Source organism: Microcoleus sp. LEGE 07076, assembly GCF_015207455.1.
In the GTDB taxonomy this organism is placed as follows: Bacteria; Cyanobacteriota; Cyanobacteriia; order Cyanobacteriales; family Microcoleaceae; genus Microcoleus.
The window spans coordinates 1-13,904 of the sequence record NZ_JADEWV010000071.1 but is presented as its reverse complement, the minus strand read 5'-3'; the positions used below and the strand labels follow the sequence as shown (position 1 = coordinate 13,904).

13 protein-coding genes are annotated in these 13,904 nt (G+C 42.6%); 11 read left to right on the top strand and 2 right to left on the bottom strand.

Features of this window, described 5'->3' with window-relative positions:
• The first annotated feature begins 5 nt into the window (after window positions 1-5).
• The 11 genes from IQ270_RS31035 to IQ270_RS13935 all read left to right on the top strand — a co-directional run bounded on the left by IQ270_RS31035 (window position 6) and on the right by IQ270_RS13935 (window position 11,328).
• Window positions 6-149: a hypothetical protein gene (locus IQ270_RS31035; RefSeq protein WP_228056348.1), complete on the top strand. Its 144-nt coding sequence runs from the start codon at window positions 6-8 to the stop codon at window positions 147-149.
• A gap of 2 nt (window positions 150-151) precedes the next feature.
• The gene (locus tag IQ270_RS13980; RefSeq protein ID WP_193973795.1) at window positions 152-847 is read left to right on the top strand and encodes a hypothetical protein; all 696 of its coding nucleotides are present in this window, start codon (window positions 152-154) and stop codon (window positions 845-847) included.
• Window positions 742-1,080: a beta-1,6-N-acetylglucosaminyltransferase gene (locus tag IQ270_RS13975; protein WP_193973806.1), complete on the top strand. Its 339-nt coding sequence runs from the start codon at window positions 742-744 to the stop codon at window positions 1,078-1,080. Before IQ270_RS13980 ends, IQ270_RS13975 begins: the two co-directional genes overlap by 106 nt.
• 83 nt (window positions 1,081-1,163) lie before the next feature.
• Window positions 1,164-1,991 (top strand): hypothetical protein, encoded by an 828-nt coding sequence (locus IQ270_RS13970; protein WP_193973794.1) that lies wholly within the window; start codon window positions 1,164-1,166, stop codon window positions 1,989-1,991.
• A 274-nt stretch (window positions 1,992-2,265) separates the two neighbouring features.
• Entirely contained in the window at window positions 2,266-3,438 is a 1,173-nt protein-coding gene (locus IQ270_RS13965) for a glycosyltransferase family 4 protein (RefSeq protein WP_193973793.1), read from the top strand.
• A 71-nt stretch (window positions 3,439-3,509) separates the two neighbouring features.
• Window positions 3,510-5,513 (top strand): ABC transporter ATP-binding protein, encoded by a 2,004-nt coding sequence (locus IQ270_RS13960; protein WP_193973792.1) that lies wholly within the window; start codon window positions 3,510-3,512, stop codon window positions 5,511-5,513.
• A 298-nt stretch (window positions 5,514-5,811) separates the two neighbouring features.
• Complete coding sequence (locus tag IQ270_RS13955) at window positions 5,812-7,008, top strand: glycosyltransferase family 4 protein (protein WP_193973791.1); 1,197 nt, start codon at window positions 5,812-5,814, stop codon at window positions 7,006-7,008.
• A 91-nt stretch (window positions 7,009-7,099) separates the two neighbouring features.
• The gene (locus IQ270_RS13950) at window positions 7,100-8,065 is read left to right on the top strand and encodes a glycosyltransferase family 10 (protein WP_193973790.1); all 966 of its coding nucleotides are present in this window, start codon (window positions 7,100-7,102) and stop codon (window positions 8,063-8,065) included.
• A 66-nt stretch (window positions 8,066-8,131) separates the two neighbouring features.
• Window positions 8,132-9,106 carry an Npun_R2821/Npun_R2822 family protein gene (locus IQ270_RS13945; protein WP_193973789.1) on the top strand — a complete coding sequence of 325 codons (975 nt, stop codon included), beginning with the start codon at window positions 8,132-8,134 and terminating at the stop codon, window positions 9,104-9,106.
• Between the two features lie 45 nt (window positions 9,107-9,151).
• Window positions 9,152-10,123 carry an Npun_R2821/Npun_R2822 family protein gene (locus IQ270_RS13940; protein ID WP_228056347.1) on the top strand — a complete coding sequence of 324 codons (972 nt, stop codon included), beginning with the start codon at window positions 9,152-9,154 and terminating at the stop codon, window positions 10,121-10,123.
• A gap of 176 nt (window positions 10,124-10,299) precedes the next feature.
• On the top strand, window positions 10,300-11,328 hold the full coding sequence (locus IQ270_RS13935) for an Npun_R2821/Npun_R2822 family protein (protein ID WP_193973788.1): 1,029 nt from the start codon (window positions 10,300-10,302) through the stop codon (window positions 11,326-11,328).
• Between the two features lie 103 nt (window positions 11,329-11,431).
• Here the strand turns inward: IQ270_RS13935 and IQ270_RS13930 are convergent, their stop codons facing one another.
• Together IQ270_RS13930 and IQ270_RS13925 are read right to left on the bottom strand one after the other, a co-directional pair.
• Entirely contained in the window at window positions 11,432-11,806 is a 375-nt protein-coding gene (locus IQ270_RS13930) for a hypothetical protein (RefSeq protein ID WP_193973787.1), read from the bottom strand.
• Between the two features lie 297 nt (window positions 11,807-12,103).
• The gene (locus IQ270_RS13925; protein WP_193973786.1) at window positions 12,104-13,780 is read right to left on the bottom strand and encodes an AarF/ABC1/UbiB kinase family protein; all 1,677 of its coding nucleotides are present in this window, start codon (window positions 13,778-13,780) and stop codon (window positions 12,104-12,106) included.
• Window positions 13,781-13,904 lie beyond the last annotated feature (124 nt).

Genomic DNA, 13,904 nt, shown 5'->3' with positions numbered 1-13,904 from the left:
ATTTTTTGACAAACGTAGCCGTTCCTGCTTATTATCGTTGGTGTACAGCATCTATTTGGCAGCAGCAAATATTTTTAGCCCGCCGCTATCTAATTATGAAAGCAAACCGCCTCCAAAGTCGCCTGAATCAATTTGTATCTAAAAAATAGCCGTGAAAATTTGCTATTTCATCCAAACCCATCAAAATCCCCAACAAATTTATCGCCTGGTTCGCACTATCAAAAAATCGAGTCCTAATTCTCAAATTCTGATCAACCACAACTTTAACAGATGCGATTTAGACTTGACTCCCCTGCAAGAATTGTCAGATATTCATTTGTTGGCAAATCAAGAATATTTAATCCGCGCCGATTTTTGTTGTCAAGTTAAACCGTATTTAAATGCAATTGATTGGTTATTTGCCAATAATTCGGATTTTGACTGGCTGATTAATTTAACCGGCCAAGATTATCCCACTCAACCGCTGTCAAAAACTGAAGATTTTCTTGCAAAAACTGACTCGGATGGTTTTATTCGGTACTGGGATGTTTTGGCTGAGGGAATACCTTGGGACAAACAGAAGGGATTCAAGCGATATTATTGCCGTTACTGGCGAATTCCAGGGCGCTGGAGTTACAATTTTTTGAAAGAGTTTCAGCAGTTCCAGGCTGTGCGAAAATGGACTCCGCTGCAATTTTACCTGAGTTACGGGCCGCTGGTGGGGATACCCCGCCGATCGACCTTATTTAGCGATCGCTTTATCTGTTACGGTGGCTGTGGTATACTCTTTCTAGAAAGTGCGTTGAATACATCAAAAATTTTGTTAATACTCGCCCGGATTTTGTGGAATATTATCAAAAAACAGTAGTCCCAGAAGAGTCTTTCGTGCAGACTATCTTAGTCAACAATAAAAAATTAAATCTGGTGAATGACGACAAACGCTATATTGATTATACCAATGCGATAGCAGGTTCACCAAGAACGCTGACAGTGCAAGATTATGCGACAATTACTAAAGGCAACTTTCACTTTGCGCGCAAATTCGACCTCAAACAAGATGCGGAAATTCTTGACAAATTAGATTCCTTAATTTTTACTTAAAAAACCAGGTTCGTAGTGAGGCTTTCAGTCCGCCTCAAAACCTGAAAGCCAAAGTCCACAAAACTAAAGTAGTTAATTTTTTAATGACAGTAGAAACCAAGGGATTTATCACTATTTTAACAGGTCTTTACTCTTTTCAAGACTGCGTGCATTTTCTGGCTTCAGTCAGGAAGTTTCACCGCGAACCCATTGTTGTTTTAATAGATAGAGTTCCTCGGATTTTATATCCTTTACTTCTGGCGTTTGGAAATGTGAAATTGCAGCCCGCACCGCCTGACGAAAATCCTGTTTTGGCTTCGCGGCAAGCTAAGGTGGCTTTGTATGACGGATCTCCTTTTGAGAAGACTATTTACATGGACTGCGATATTTGTTTGTTGTCGCCAATAGATGAGATTTTTGACTATCTTGATGAAGTGGATTTCCTGGTGACTGAGGATCTACAACCTGCAATCGCTAAAGCTGCTCATTTATTAAGAGTTGAGCGAGATATTCTGTCTACTTTGCAATCTGTAGGATTACCTTTGAGCGAAAATAGTATTCAATACAATAGCGGATTTATCGCTTTTAAAAAAAGCACTAAAAATCAAAAGTTTTTCCAAAATTTTAAGAAATATTTCGAGATAGTAATTACTAATCAAAACCTGCTAATGTTGAGAGATCAAGGTGCTTTTGCTGCTGGGATCGAAGCGGTAAAACCAAAAATGAAAACATTGTCGCCTGTTTACAACTACTTAGACCAGTGGAAAGCCACTTATACGATCGACAAACCGATTAAAGTTATGCACTGCACCTATCCCTACCGCCCGCAGTACGCAAAGAACGTGACGCGATCGCTTTTTACTAGAATATTCGATCGCACCGCTCAAATATTTTTACCAAATCAACTTAACAATCCCTGGCGTCTCAAATAATTAAAGTTGGCAGCAAAACAGCATCAAAAGTAACAAAATCTAGGCAATAAATAAAAAAACTAGCGTCAGTACATCCGAGAATTTACCGATAAATCAGTATTGTTGGCTCGCATAACCTCTCCTGCATCACCTTTTTTTTTCCAAAAATACTTCCTTGCTAAACTTTCCCCTAGTTAAAAACCCGGTTTTTTCCTTCCCGTCGTCCAAGTTACGATCGCCTTGACAAAAGCTCGGTTAGGCAGGAAAATCAAACAAATGTCAAAAAAAATACTCAGTGAAAGTTTCATTAGTGGTGAGCGATTTATCGGGAGCAGGTGCACTTCGTGCCTTTATCTTAGCTCAAGTTTTGATCGACCTTAACTGCGAGGTAGAAGTTGTCGGATTTAAGTTTGGTCGAGAATTGTACGCAATTCCTCCTGCAAACATCCCAGTCTATGCGCTCCCAGGAAAAAACTATCCGGGGTTTTTGATAGATGCTCAAAAAATTTTGAAAAAAATAGACGGAGACATCATTTATGCAGTCAAACCTAAACCCACAAGCTTTGGTTTATCGCTGCTAAAAAAAATCCAGAGTCGCCGCCCTGTTATTTTAGATATTGATGACTTGGAACTGAGCTGGTTCGGCCAAGATGAATGGAAATACCGTCCTTCTTTCAAACAACTGTATCGAGACATTTTCAAACAAAACGGTCAATTGAAAGAACCAGATCACCCGCTGTATGTCAAGTGGATGGAAAGTTTAATCCACCGTGCTAATGCAGTCACCGTTCATACTGAGTTTTTACAACAGCGTTTTGGCGGTGTATATTTGCCTAATGGTAAGGATACTAAAATGTTCGATCCTGCTAAATACAATCCTGAATTGAGCAGAGAGCGCTATGGCTTGTCAGCGTATAGAATATTAATGTTTCCGGGTGCGCCTCGACCTCACAAAGGTGTTGAGGATGTTTTAATGGCCCTCGAACAGTTAAACGAGCCAGATTTAAAATTAGCGATCGTCGGCGGAAGTCCTTATGATGATTATGATGATAAACTGATGCAACAATGGGGGCGTTGGATTGTTAAACTGCCACGGTTTCCAGTCGAGACAATGCCTGAAGTTGTGGCGGCGGCTCACGTTGTCGTTGTTCCTCAGCGAGAAACTCTGACAGCCGTGGCTCAGTTTCCGCTCAAGCTGACAGATGGGATGGCAATGGCTAAGCCTGTTTTGTCTACACGAGTGGGGGATATTCCAGCAATTTTAGGGGGAACCGGTTATTTAGTCGAGCCAAGTTCTCCCGGTCAAATTTCCCAAAAAATTAAATGGATATTTCAAAATTTGACAGCTGCGAATTTGCAAGGAATGAAAGCTCGGGAAAGATGCGTGAAAAAATACAGCATTCAAGCAATGGCACCGATACTTTCAGAGCTAATCTCAGGTAGATTGAGGTTACATTTAAGCCGCTGAATGGACGAAAAAAAACTGGGTATAATTAAAGAATATTTTGAGATGCCAAACTGTTTAGCTGGGAATGCTTCATGTCTGCCAATAAGCTACTCCTAAAATTTGCCAGACGATATCCCGGCAGGATTTTGTTAACTGTGATCCTGGGCTTTTCTGGGGCTTTATTTAGCGGTATCAGCACTACTCTGATTGTACCAGTGCTTTTAAATTTTTTGGATGAAGCGATCGAGCTGCGGGGCGCTCCACCTCTAATTAAAACTTTGATGTATCCCTTTGAGGGAATGCCCGAAAATCAGCGTTTAATGTTGATGGCAGGAGCGATTTTTGTGGCAATTTTTTTAAAGAATATTGCTAGTTATATCAATACTTTAGTGGCTACTTCTCTAACGCGTTCTCTGACTTTTGATTTGCGAGAAGCTGGTTTGCGGTTGTTGTTAGAAGTAGATTTAGATTTTTATGCTAAAACTAAAGTCGGAGATTTAATTAATAGATTGGGCGGAGAGATTGGTCGGACGGCTAGTGCAGTTGGCACGGCAATCGGAATGTTTACTACCTCAATCACTGTTTTGGTGTTTGTGGGCTTGCTGCTTTCTATATCGTGGAAACTGACGGTGACAGCTACAGTTTTGCTGGCGTTAGTTGCTTGGACAAATCAATATATTATTAACCGTTCTAAGCATTTTGGTCTCCTGCTTTCAGAAATGTCAAAAGATTATTCGGTTAGGGTGCTCGAAACTATGACGGGGATTCGGCTGGTAAAGTCAACTGGGAACGAGGATAGGGAGTATCAGCGGATCAAGCATTTAATTCAAAGGCGAGAACAAGCGGATTTTCAAGCTCAGGTAAATTATGCGGCGATCGCCCCAATTAACGAAGTTGTTAATTTAATAGTTATTCTTTTAATTGTGTTGATAGGTCGCACAATATTTGCCAATGAACTAGAGTCTATTTCAACGGTTTTATTGACCTATTTATTGGTGCTTTTTCGGCTAATTCCTTTGATTTCTCAATTAAACAGCGGGCGCAGTCAATTTGCTAATACGTCGGCTAGTGTAGAGGTAGTTAATGATTTTTTGAGCTGCGATGACAAGCCGTTTATGCTGAACGGTTCTGTGCCGTACACTCATTTAAAATCGGGAATTCGTTTTAATAAAGTATCTTTTAGTTATCCGAATCACAAAAATTTAGTTCTTCAAGGAATTGATTTATTTCTCCCTCGCGGCACTACCTTGGCTTTGGTAGGAACTTCGGGTTCTGGTAAGTCAACTTTGGCAGATTTACTGCCGAGATTTTACGATCCTACTGAAGGTAATATCTCGCTCGATGGCAAGAATTTGCGCGAATTTGAGCTAAAAAGTCTCAGAAAAGCAATGGGTATTGTTAGCCAAGATACGTTTTTGTTTAATGCCTCGGTGCGGGAAAACATTGCTTACGCTAGGCCCCAAGCGACTGAGGCAGAAATTGTGGAAGCGGCGCAGGGAGCGAATGCTTATGAGTTTATCGAACAGTTGCCGGAGGGGTTGGATACTCAAATTGGCGATCGCGGTGTAATACTATCGGGAGGGCAGCGTCAGAGAATTTCGATTGCTAGAGCTTTGCTGCAAAACCCGGAAATATTAATTTTAGATGAGGCTACGAGTTCCCTGGATACGGTTTCGGAAAGATACGTGCAATCGGCGATCGAGAAATTGAGCTGCGATCGTACAACCTTAGTAATCGCCCACCGCCTCTCCACAGTCCAAAAAGCCCACAAAATCGCCGTGATCGATCGCGGAAAAGTAGTAGAAATGGGTTCCCACGAAGAATTGCTAGCAAAAGGAGGTTACTACACTCGCTTGTATTCAGTACAATTTGCCGAAGAAACCGCTCGCGATGAAGCTCTAATTAGAGGTTCTTACGAAATTCGCACTCGGCTGACTCCCATGATAGCTTACCTCAAATTGTTAGTAGATGAAATGGTAGACTCTCCCGAAGAAAGAGACGAGTTAATCAGAGAATCATTTCATTCCGCTGCTAATATCTTTAAGACCTTAGAATTTATAGAAAGTACCATTAAACGTCAGACTGTTAAAAAGTAGGCAGTTGTTATTAGTTATTAGTTATTAGTTATTGGTTATTGGTTATTGGTTGTTAGTTTGCTCGTTACCAGGCTCTGCCTGGTAATGCAGATCCGGAGGCTCTGCCTCCTTCTTTCTTGCAACTTACAAGAGAAAGGACTGTAGGATGTGTTTAAGTTATTAAGTTTTCGAGCCTTAACAGTCAACAATCAACAGTTAACAATCAGCAGTCAACAGTCAACAGTCAACAGTCAACAGTCAACAGTCAACAGTCAACAGTCAACAATCAACAGTCAACAGTCAACAATCAACAATTCCCATGTCTAAATATTATGTATTTTTCACCAAAAATGTCTTGCCGCAACCCAATGTGGCCAGCTTAGTTCAGGTTTTACACTTTGCCAATGCCGCCGCAAATCTCGGTTTACCAGCAGTTTTAGTATACCTCCGCCAAGGCTGGAGCGCTTTAAATCCGGTTGATTTGCTTTTTTCTTTTCAACCGAGAAAACCGGATGACAAACTTGCCAAAATCTACAATCTTGAGGAAAAGTTAAAAATCGCAGATTTGCCAGTGCCTGCCATCGATCTTTGGGACAACAAGTGGACGAATGCGAGTACAATAGTTTGCAAATATTATTTACCAATTCACCTGCTTAAATCCACTAAACTCGTCCACAGCCGCGACTGGAACTTTGTCAAAGCTGCCATTAAAAACGGAATTCCCGCTATCTACGAACAGCACCACCATGAAGACAAGAAATTTGCACCCGAAATAGTTGGCAATCCTCTATTTCAAATTGCTGTAACTGTTGCAGATACTGTTCAAGACAGCATGATTGAGAATGGGATGCCGCCAGACAAAATAATTACGCTGCACAACGGTTTTAACCATTTGTTTCTCGCGAGACAAGCAGCAGCCGCCGAGAATTGGCGACAGCAATTATTAGCAGGTGACAGGCAGCATTTAGCAGTTTATGCGGGCGGACTTTACCCGTTTAAAGGTGTCGATATGCTGGTGGATGTCGCCCTGGAATTGCCGGAAGTTCAATTTGCGATCGCCGGTGGGGATTCATCCCAAGTCACAGCATACCGGAAATTAGCCAAAGACAAACAAGTTAACAACATTAATTTTATCGGCTACCTGCCTCAAAATCAACTCGCTAGCTTGCTGCAAGCAGCGGATGTGTTGACTCACCCGCACTGTTTGACAGAGGCCGCGACGTTCACATCTCCTTTAAAATTCTTCGATTATATGGCATCGGGAACTCCGATTGTAGCGACAGAGATTGCGTCTTTGATGGAATTTAAATCTGGAAATATTGCAGCAATTTGGTGCGAACCGGATAACCCGCAGCATTTTGCACAAAGCATTCGAGATTGTTTAACCAAATATCCGAGGCAGGTGGAAGGTTATGCAGAAACATTGAAATTTGTCAAGCAATTTTCCTGGGAAAATCGGATTGAGAGGATTTTGAGTTATGTGGATGACGAAGTGCGATCGCAACTTATTAATTAGTTTTGTATAATTTTAAATTAGCTATTCCTAGCTCCGGCGGTTGAAACCGCGGCTAAACAAACAAAGTCCGCCTACGCGGACTCAGAGAGCAATGAACCCAAAAATCATCGGCACAATCACCACCTACCCAGGCATGAGTCAAAGCGACTGGCTGTGGCAACAAACCCCTCACAACTTCGGCAAATGGGGAAATATTCAAATGCTTGCAAACCACCCAGAACCAGACTTTTTGCTCATGTATCAATTCGACTTTCCCCGACAACCAAAACAGCAATCCTGGATGGATAAAATACGAAACTACAGGCATCCACAACCAGAAATTGACATTCGAGAAAAATTCCGTAACGTTCCCCAAGAACGGATTATTTATCTAATCAGAGAGCCGCCTTTAGCAGAAGTAATTGAAATTACAAAAGCCAACTACGAACAAGCAAAACTTTATTGCGGCTACATTTCCGGGCCTGACGACTTCGCACCAAAACCCGATTATATGCCTGCGATTTGGTATCACTCTAACTCGTTTCGAGAACTGAATGAAATGCCGCCACCAGCTAAAACTAAATTCTGTTCTTGGATAACTTCAGGTGTTAGCCGCACCGCCAACCACCGACAGCGATTAGATTTTATCAAATTGCTGCAACAACAAAAATTAGACTTTGACCTGTACGGGCGAAACTTGCCAATTTGGGCGCAGGGAAACGGCACTGTTAACAATAAATGGCACGCCGTCGCACCGTACTATTACAATTTAGCTATTGAGAATTATGCCGAAAACGATTTGTATGTCAGCGAAAAACTTTGGGATGCTTTGTTAGCTTGGTGTTTGCCAATTTATTACGGCGGTGCGGCGGCGGATAAGTTGTTGCCAGCGGGGAGTTTTCTGCGGGTGCCGAGTTTGGATGAAAAAGGGGTACAATTTATTAAAGAGGTTGTGGCTAATGCGGATTATTGGCATGAAGCTAGGGAGAAAATTGCGGAAGCCCGACAAATCATTCTCCACGAATTAAACTTGCTCAATTGGCTGTCTAACTTTGAATCTCAGGAAATAGGGCAATGACAGATGATTCGGCGGTTGAAACCGCAACTACACAAACAAAGTCCGCGCAACGCGAGACTAATAGATATGAATGGAATTTGCACGCTAGCCAACGATACAGTTTACGACCAACTAATTGCCTTGCTCAACAGTATTGAAGTTATCTTAGGTTCAAATATTCCTGTCTGCATTTATCCTTTCGACGAGCAAATAGAGCAAATCAAAGCTGAAGTTGTTAACCGTCCCAACGTCTTTGTTTATGAAGATAGCGCATCTATTCAGCGATGGGACGAATTCATGCAAGCAGCCGCACCTGAGCGTTTGAATCGCCAAAAATTCCGGCTTTACGGCGCGCACCGGCGCTTTTGCGCTTTCGACGGGCCGTTTGAAAAGTTTATCTATATGGATGCTGATACTTTGCTGATGAATTCCCTTGATGGGGTTTTTGAGAAGTTAGAGGAATCTGATTTTGTGGTTTATGATTTTCAATTTCTATTTCCAACTAAGGTATACAATATTAAGTCACCAAAACTCGTCGAAGTTTTTGAGCCCAATCGGATAGACTCGGAAGTATTTTGTTCGGGATTTTACGCTAGCAAGCAAGGATTGTTTGAGCAAAATACTAGGGAATGGCTGTTAGCTCAACTGCAATCTGGCGAGGCGGAAATTCTCTATGCAGGTGCGGGAGAACAGCCGTTGCTCAATTATATGGTGATGAAAACGGGCATGAATAGTTATAATTTTGCTTATAGCCTCCCGGATGGGGAGAAAACTGGGTGTAGCGTCACTTCCCAACATTTTGAAGAACGCGATAATATTTTGTACGACAAGGGAAACCGACTCACTTATATTCATTATATTGGTGTGCCGCCGGATTTGATTCGGAGGGTTTGTTCGGGGGAAAATATTGAGTTTCCCTATGGCGATTTGTTTCTGCATTACCGCTATCTCCGGGAACCGGAAAGGCGTCCGGTTTTTAGGGAACCGCCTAAGTCTTATACTGAGGTTTCTCGGTCGAATTTGTTAACCAGGGTATTGAGAAGGTTGAGGATTAATGTTTGATTGTTAAACCGCAGAGGACGCAGAGAACGCAGAGAGAGAAGAGATATGAGTTATTCTGATGTTAATGGATTTGATGTTAGTCGCGGTATTTATATTGTTGCTAATGATCAGGTGATGGAAAGTGCGATCGCCCTTGTAAACAGCATACGTCTGTACAATTGTCAAGTACCAATTTTTCTGATTCCCTTCGACGACAATTATCAGCAAGTCGCGGCCGCCCTCAGCAGTCGCCACGGGGTGCAGTTGTTCCCAAATTTGGAGTTTGTGGAACAGTTTACCAGGGAAATTGGCCAAACGTTCGATCGTACTTTTCTAGCCCTTCCCAACAAAATGCGGAAACTCTGCGCCTGGTTTGGCCCCCTAGACGAATTTTTGTACATCGATACAGACATCATCGTTTTTGAAGACATCGCCGCCAACTTAAACACACTTTCTGAAGTAGACTTTTTTTGCTGCGACTATCACCATCTTAGCGAAAAACTGCGAAATGTATTTTCACCTGTTGTAAAAGAACAAAATATCTTTACAGACTTACAGCTTCAAGATGTATTCAACAGCGGTTTTTGGGCTTCGAGAAAAGGAACTATTGCTGAATCGCAAATGTATGAAATTTTGCGAGAATGCGCGCAGCATCGAGAATATTTTGATTTTACTCAAAATGTCACAGACCAACCTATACTAAATTACATGATTCTCAAGCTGATTCCCAAGCGCTGCAATCTTGTTAAAGCTTCGCCAGCCGAACCTGGAAGCTGGGCTGGTTCTAAACATTTTCAGGAAATAGATTATGTGCTTTATGACAAAGGCAAAAGGTTAAAATATCTTCACTGGGCTGGGATACCAATTAAATCGGGTAGTCCTTATTGGAAACTTTGGGAACATTATCGTTATTTAGATCAACAAAAACCTAATTTAATTCAAAAATTCTTCCGATATTTGTCGGGTGTGTTGGGCGCTGTTTTAATATTTGATATCGTGGTAGAAATGCGAAAGCGCCCAACGCACCTCACGCGATGATTGGGTGCGTTGGACGCTATATTTATATTCAACATAATCCGAGATTATTGGGAAGCGCCCAATACACCTCACGCGATTATTGGGTGCGTTGGACGCTATATTTATATTCAACATAATCCGAGATTATTGGGAAGCGCCCAACACACCCTACGGGATACATTTTCTATTAAAAAACTATGAGAAAAGGCATTTATATTCTGGGAAACGATGTTGTTTTTGACCATTTAGTTGCTTTGTTGAACAGTCTCGAAGTCAACGGCGCACAAGATATTCCTGTTTGCATCATTCCCTATGATGATAACCTGAAAAAAGTCCGATCGCACATTTCCAGCCTACACAATGTCACCCTCTTTGACAATACCGATTCCATCGATTTCTGGGAAGACTTCGCGACTCAAGCTTGGACATCTCACAAAAAAGCTCAGCAAGTTTGGCAAGCCAAAGGTTGGCGACAAGTTCACTGTCTGGGAATGCACCGAAAATTTTGCTGTTTTGACGGCACTTTTGACAAATTTGTCTATTTTGATGCGGACACTTTGTTAATGGGTTCTCTGGATGCCATTTATCACAAACTTGATGAATTTAATTGGGTAGCAAACGATTTTCAATATAAATCTGACCTCAATTATGTGTTTGATTTATCCTCAGAAAAACTAGCAGAAGTTTTCCAGATTGAAAACTTGGAATCTCAGATTTTTTGTGCGGGTTGGTTTGCTTCAAAAAAAGGTATTTTAAATCGCCACAACTCAGCAGAATTATTAAAAAAATTGACTTCAGGAGAAGCAGAAATCCTGTCCTTGCGGGGAACTGACCAACCTTTGTTTAACTATTCAGTCGCCCGCAGTGCTATCTCTTTTTATAACTTTGCGTATCATCAAGCTGCACGGGTAACGGGGAATCATTGGTCTTCTCAATTTGATGTGATAGATTATGTTTTATACGATAAAGGACGGCGGTTGACTTATTTGCACTACATGAGCATTTCGGCGGCAAAGTTTACTCGATTGTGTGCTGGCGAAGATGTTGAGATTCCCTACCGAGAGGTGTTTCTGCACTACCGCTATTTGAATTCACCGGAAAAACTGCCAAAACTGGCGCATCCCAATTTGTTGGTTCGTTTGGGGAGAAATTTCAAAAGTTTGGTAGTTAAAAAAATTAATAATATTATGTTTAAGTTGCGAAGTTTTGGGATTGATGGTGATTAGTTTGATTGTTTTTTTTGAACCGCAGATGTTGGCAGATTAACACTGATAAACGCTGATTGGGTTTTTATCTGTGTGATTCGCGTTTGTCTGCGGTTTAAGAAGTTTATTGTTCAAATGAATCTAAATCGAGCGCTTGGGAACCTCCGCGTTCTAGTTCGATTAAAAGTTTGTTTAGCTGAGTCCAAACCAACCACGCGGTGAGTAGTGTGAGCGGTAAAGCTAGAGCATAAGAAAGTAATTTTGGGAAGCCAAAAATCTCCACTCCCGAAGCTAAAAATACGCAAATTCCCCCGGCCATTCCGATGAAAGGTATGGATAATTGCAACCTTGGCAGGTTAGCTAGAGTACGAGTGGAGCGATTTTTTGACCACTGCTGCACTGCTTGTTTGAGTGTTGCTTCAAAAGCTAAGCCTGATGCCATACCTGCTAGCAATCCAGCGCTCATTAAAAAATATGGAGGTTCTGGAAAATAATACACGAATAATTCCTTAGTTTGGGTAATGGAAAATTTGTCTGTTGTCTGTTGTCTGTTGTCTGTTGTCTGTTGTGATTAGTTAGCATTTAGCAGTAAGTAAGAAGGAAATTATTTTCGCCTCTATTTTCTGCATTTTGAAATTTGCGTATTCGGGACTTTTTTGTGGTCAAAAAAGTTAATTGTTAATTATTAGTTGTCTTTTGATTTATAACTAATGACCACCCTTCGACTTGCTTCGGCTTCGCTGGCTCACAAGTCGCTAATGACAACTGACAACTGACTAATGACAACTGACTAAAATTAAAATCGAGTTAGGGCGGCTGTTCCTGCTGTGGAAAACTCGGCCAAAGCGCCTAGAGCAACATTGAACAGGCGGCTTGGTTGCAAGTCTTCTTTAACTAAGTCCCAAAGGCTGCGAACTTCGGCGGTGTGGAGGCGATCGTCCTCAATCAAAGCCAATATCAATTGGCGGCGCAAAAATGACCCTTCCTCTGACAGCAAGAATTGCAAGCCTAGTTGTGCTGTGGGTAGCAGGTCGAAACTGCGATCGGATCTGGCGATCGCGATCATGTCTTCCAACCTGTTCCACTGGAATTTGCCATCTTTGAATAATACCTCAATCAGGCGACGGCGCAATGCTGGAGATTCTCCGTTTAACAATCGCCGCGCTACGTAAGGATAGGCCACCTCGACGATCTTGAAATCGGGATTCAATGTCAGGGCTAAACCTTCTTCTGTCACCAGAGAGCGAATGATTAAGGCAAATTTCGCCGGCACTCGGAAAGGATAGTCGTACATCAATTCCGAAAACTGGTCTGTAATTGTCTTGAAGTTAAAATCTGACACCTTTTCGCCGACGATATCGCCGAGTACGGATTCCAGCGCCGGGACGATCGGCATAATATTTGTATCTGGTGTCAAAAAGCCGAGTTTGACAAAATCCTGGGCTAACTGCAAGTAATCTTTGTTGATCAAATGAACGACAGAATCAACCAAAGTTTCTTTAGTTGTTTCTTCCATCTGATCCATCATCCCAAAATCGATGTAAGCCATGCGGCCGTCCGCTAAGGCAAACAGATTTCCCGGATGGGGGTCAGCGTGAAAAAATCCGTGTTCCAGCAACTGTCGCAAACCGCTGCGGACTCCGACTTCAATTAAGCTATCGGTGTCCAAACCTGCGGCTTTCACACTTGCCATATCTGTCAGTTTGATGCCGTCAATCCATTCGAGGGTGAGAACGCATTTTGAAGTATGGCGCCAGTAGATACTCGGAACTTTTACTGTGGGGTCATCGGCAAAATTTGTCGCAAATTTCTCGGCGTTGCGGCCTTCATTGATATAGTCAATTTCCTCGAATAGTTTGATCCCGAATTCATCGACTATTAAACAGAGGTCGTGACCGAGATTCAGCGGCAGCAACGGGCCCAACCATCCAGCGGCCCAGCGCATTAAGTAAAGGTCGAGGCTCAATACTGGCAGCAAATTCGGTCGCTGAACCTTAACTGCTACTTCTTCCCCGGTGATTAAACGGGCTTTGTACACTTGACCGAGACTGGCCGCGGCGACGGGAGACGGCGAGATTTCGCTGTAAGTTTGGCTAATCGGGCGATCGAGTTCCGCTTCAATTATCTTGAAAGCCAGGGTCGAGTCAAAGGGGGGCAACTGATCTTGCAGTTTGATCAGTTCTTGGAGAAAGTCTTTGCGAATCAAATCCGGTCTGGTAGAAAGCGCTTGGCCGACTTTAATGAACGTCGGGCCCAAGCGAGTCAGTATTTGGCGCAGGTGGGTGGCGCGTTCCGGCTGGTGTGCAGCAGCAGAGTGCTGCCAACTGTCCCACAGCATCCCCAGCACGAAGCCTGCAAATGACCAAATAACGGTAATTGCTCGCCAAATTGCTTTCCAGGGACGGTTGCGGTAATACTGAGCGATCGCTTGTGGATCGTAGCGTCTAGATTGATTGAATTGATACTGACGCACTCGTTTATTTTCCTCTGATTTTATGAAAATTGCAGGTTAAATTGAGAATTTGAAATCGGGCATCGGGCATCGGGCATTGGGCATCGGGCATCGGGCATTGGGCATCGGGCATTGGGCATCGGGC

What these genes read in the sequence shown, in the direction of transcription:
- IQ270_RS13970 (WP_193973794.1), top strand. Translation starts at nt 1,164, where the DNA reads ATGACAGTAGAAACCAAGGGATTTATCACTATTTTAACAGGTCTTTAC.
- IQ270_RS13955 (WP_193973791.1), top strand. Translation starts at nt 5,812, where the DNA reads ATGTCTAAATATTATGTATTTTTCACCAAAAATGTCTTGCCGCAACCC.
- IQ270_RS13945 (WP_193973789.1), top strand. Translation starts at nt 8,132, where the DNA reads ATGAATGGAATTTGCACGCTAGCCAACGATACAGTTTACGACCAACTA.
- IQ270_RS13950 (WP_193973790.1), top strand. Translation starts at nt 7,100, where the DNA reads ATGAACCCAAAAATCATCGGCACAATCACCACCTACCCAGGCATGAGT.
- IQ270_RS13935 (WP_193973788.1), top strand. Translation starts at nt 10,300, where the DNA reads ATGAGAAAAGGCATTTATATTCTGGGAAACGATGTTGTTTTTGACCAT.
- IQ270_RS13940 (WP_228056347.1), top strand. Translation starts at nt 9,152, where the DNA reads ATGAGTTATTCTGATGTTAATGGATTTGATGTTAGTCGCGGTATTTAT.
- IQ270_RS13960 (WP_193973792.1), top strand. Translation starts at nt 3,510, where the DNA reads ATGTCTGCCAATAAGCTACTCCTAAAATTTGCCAGACGATATCCCGGC.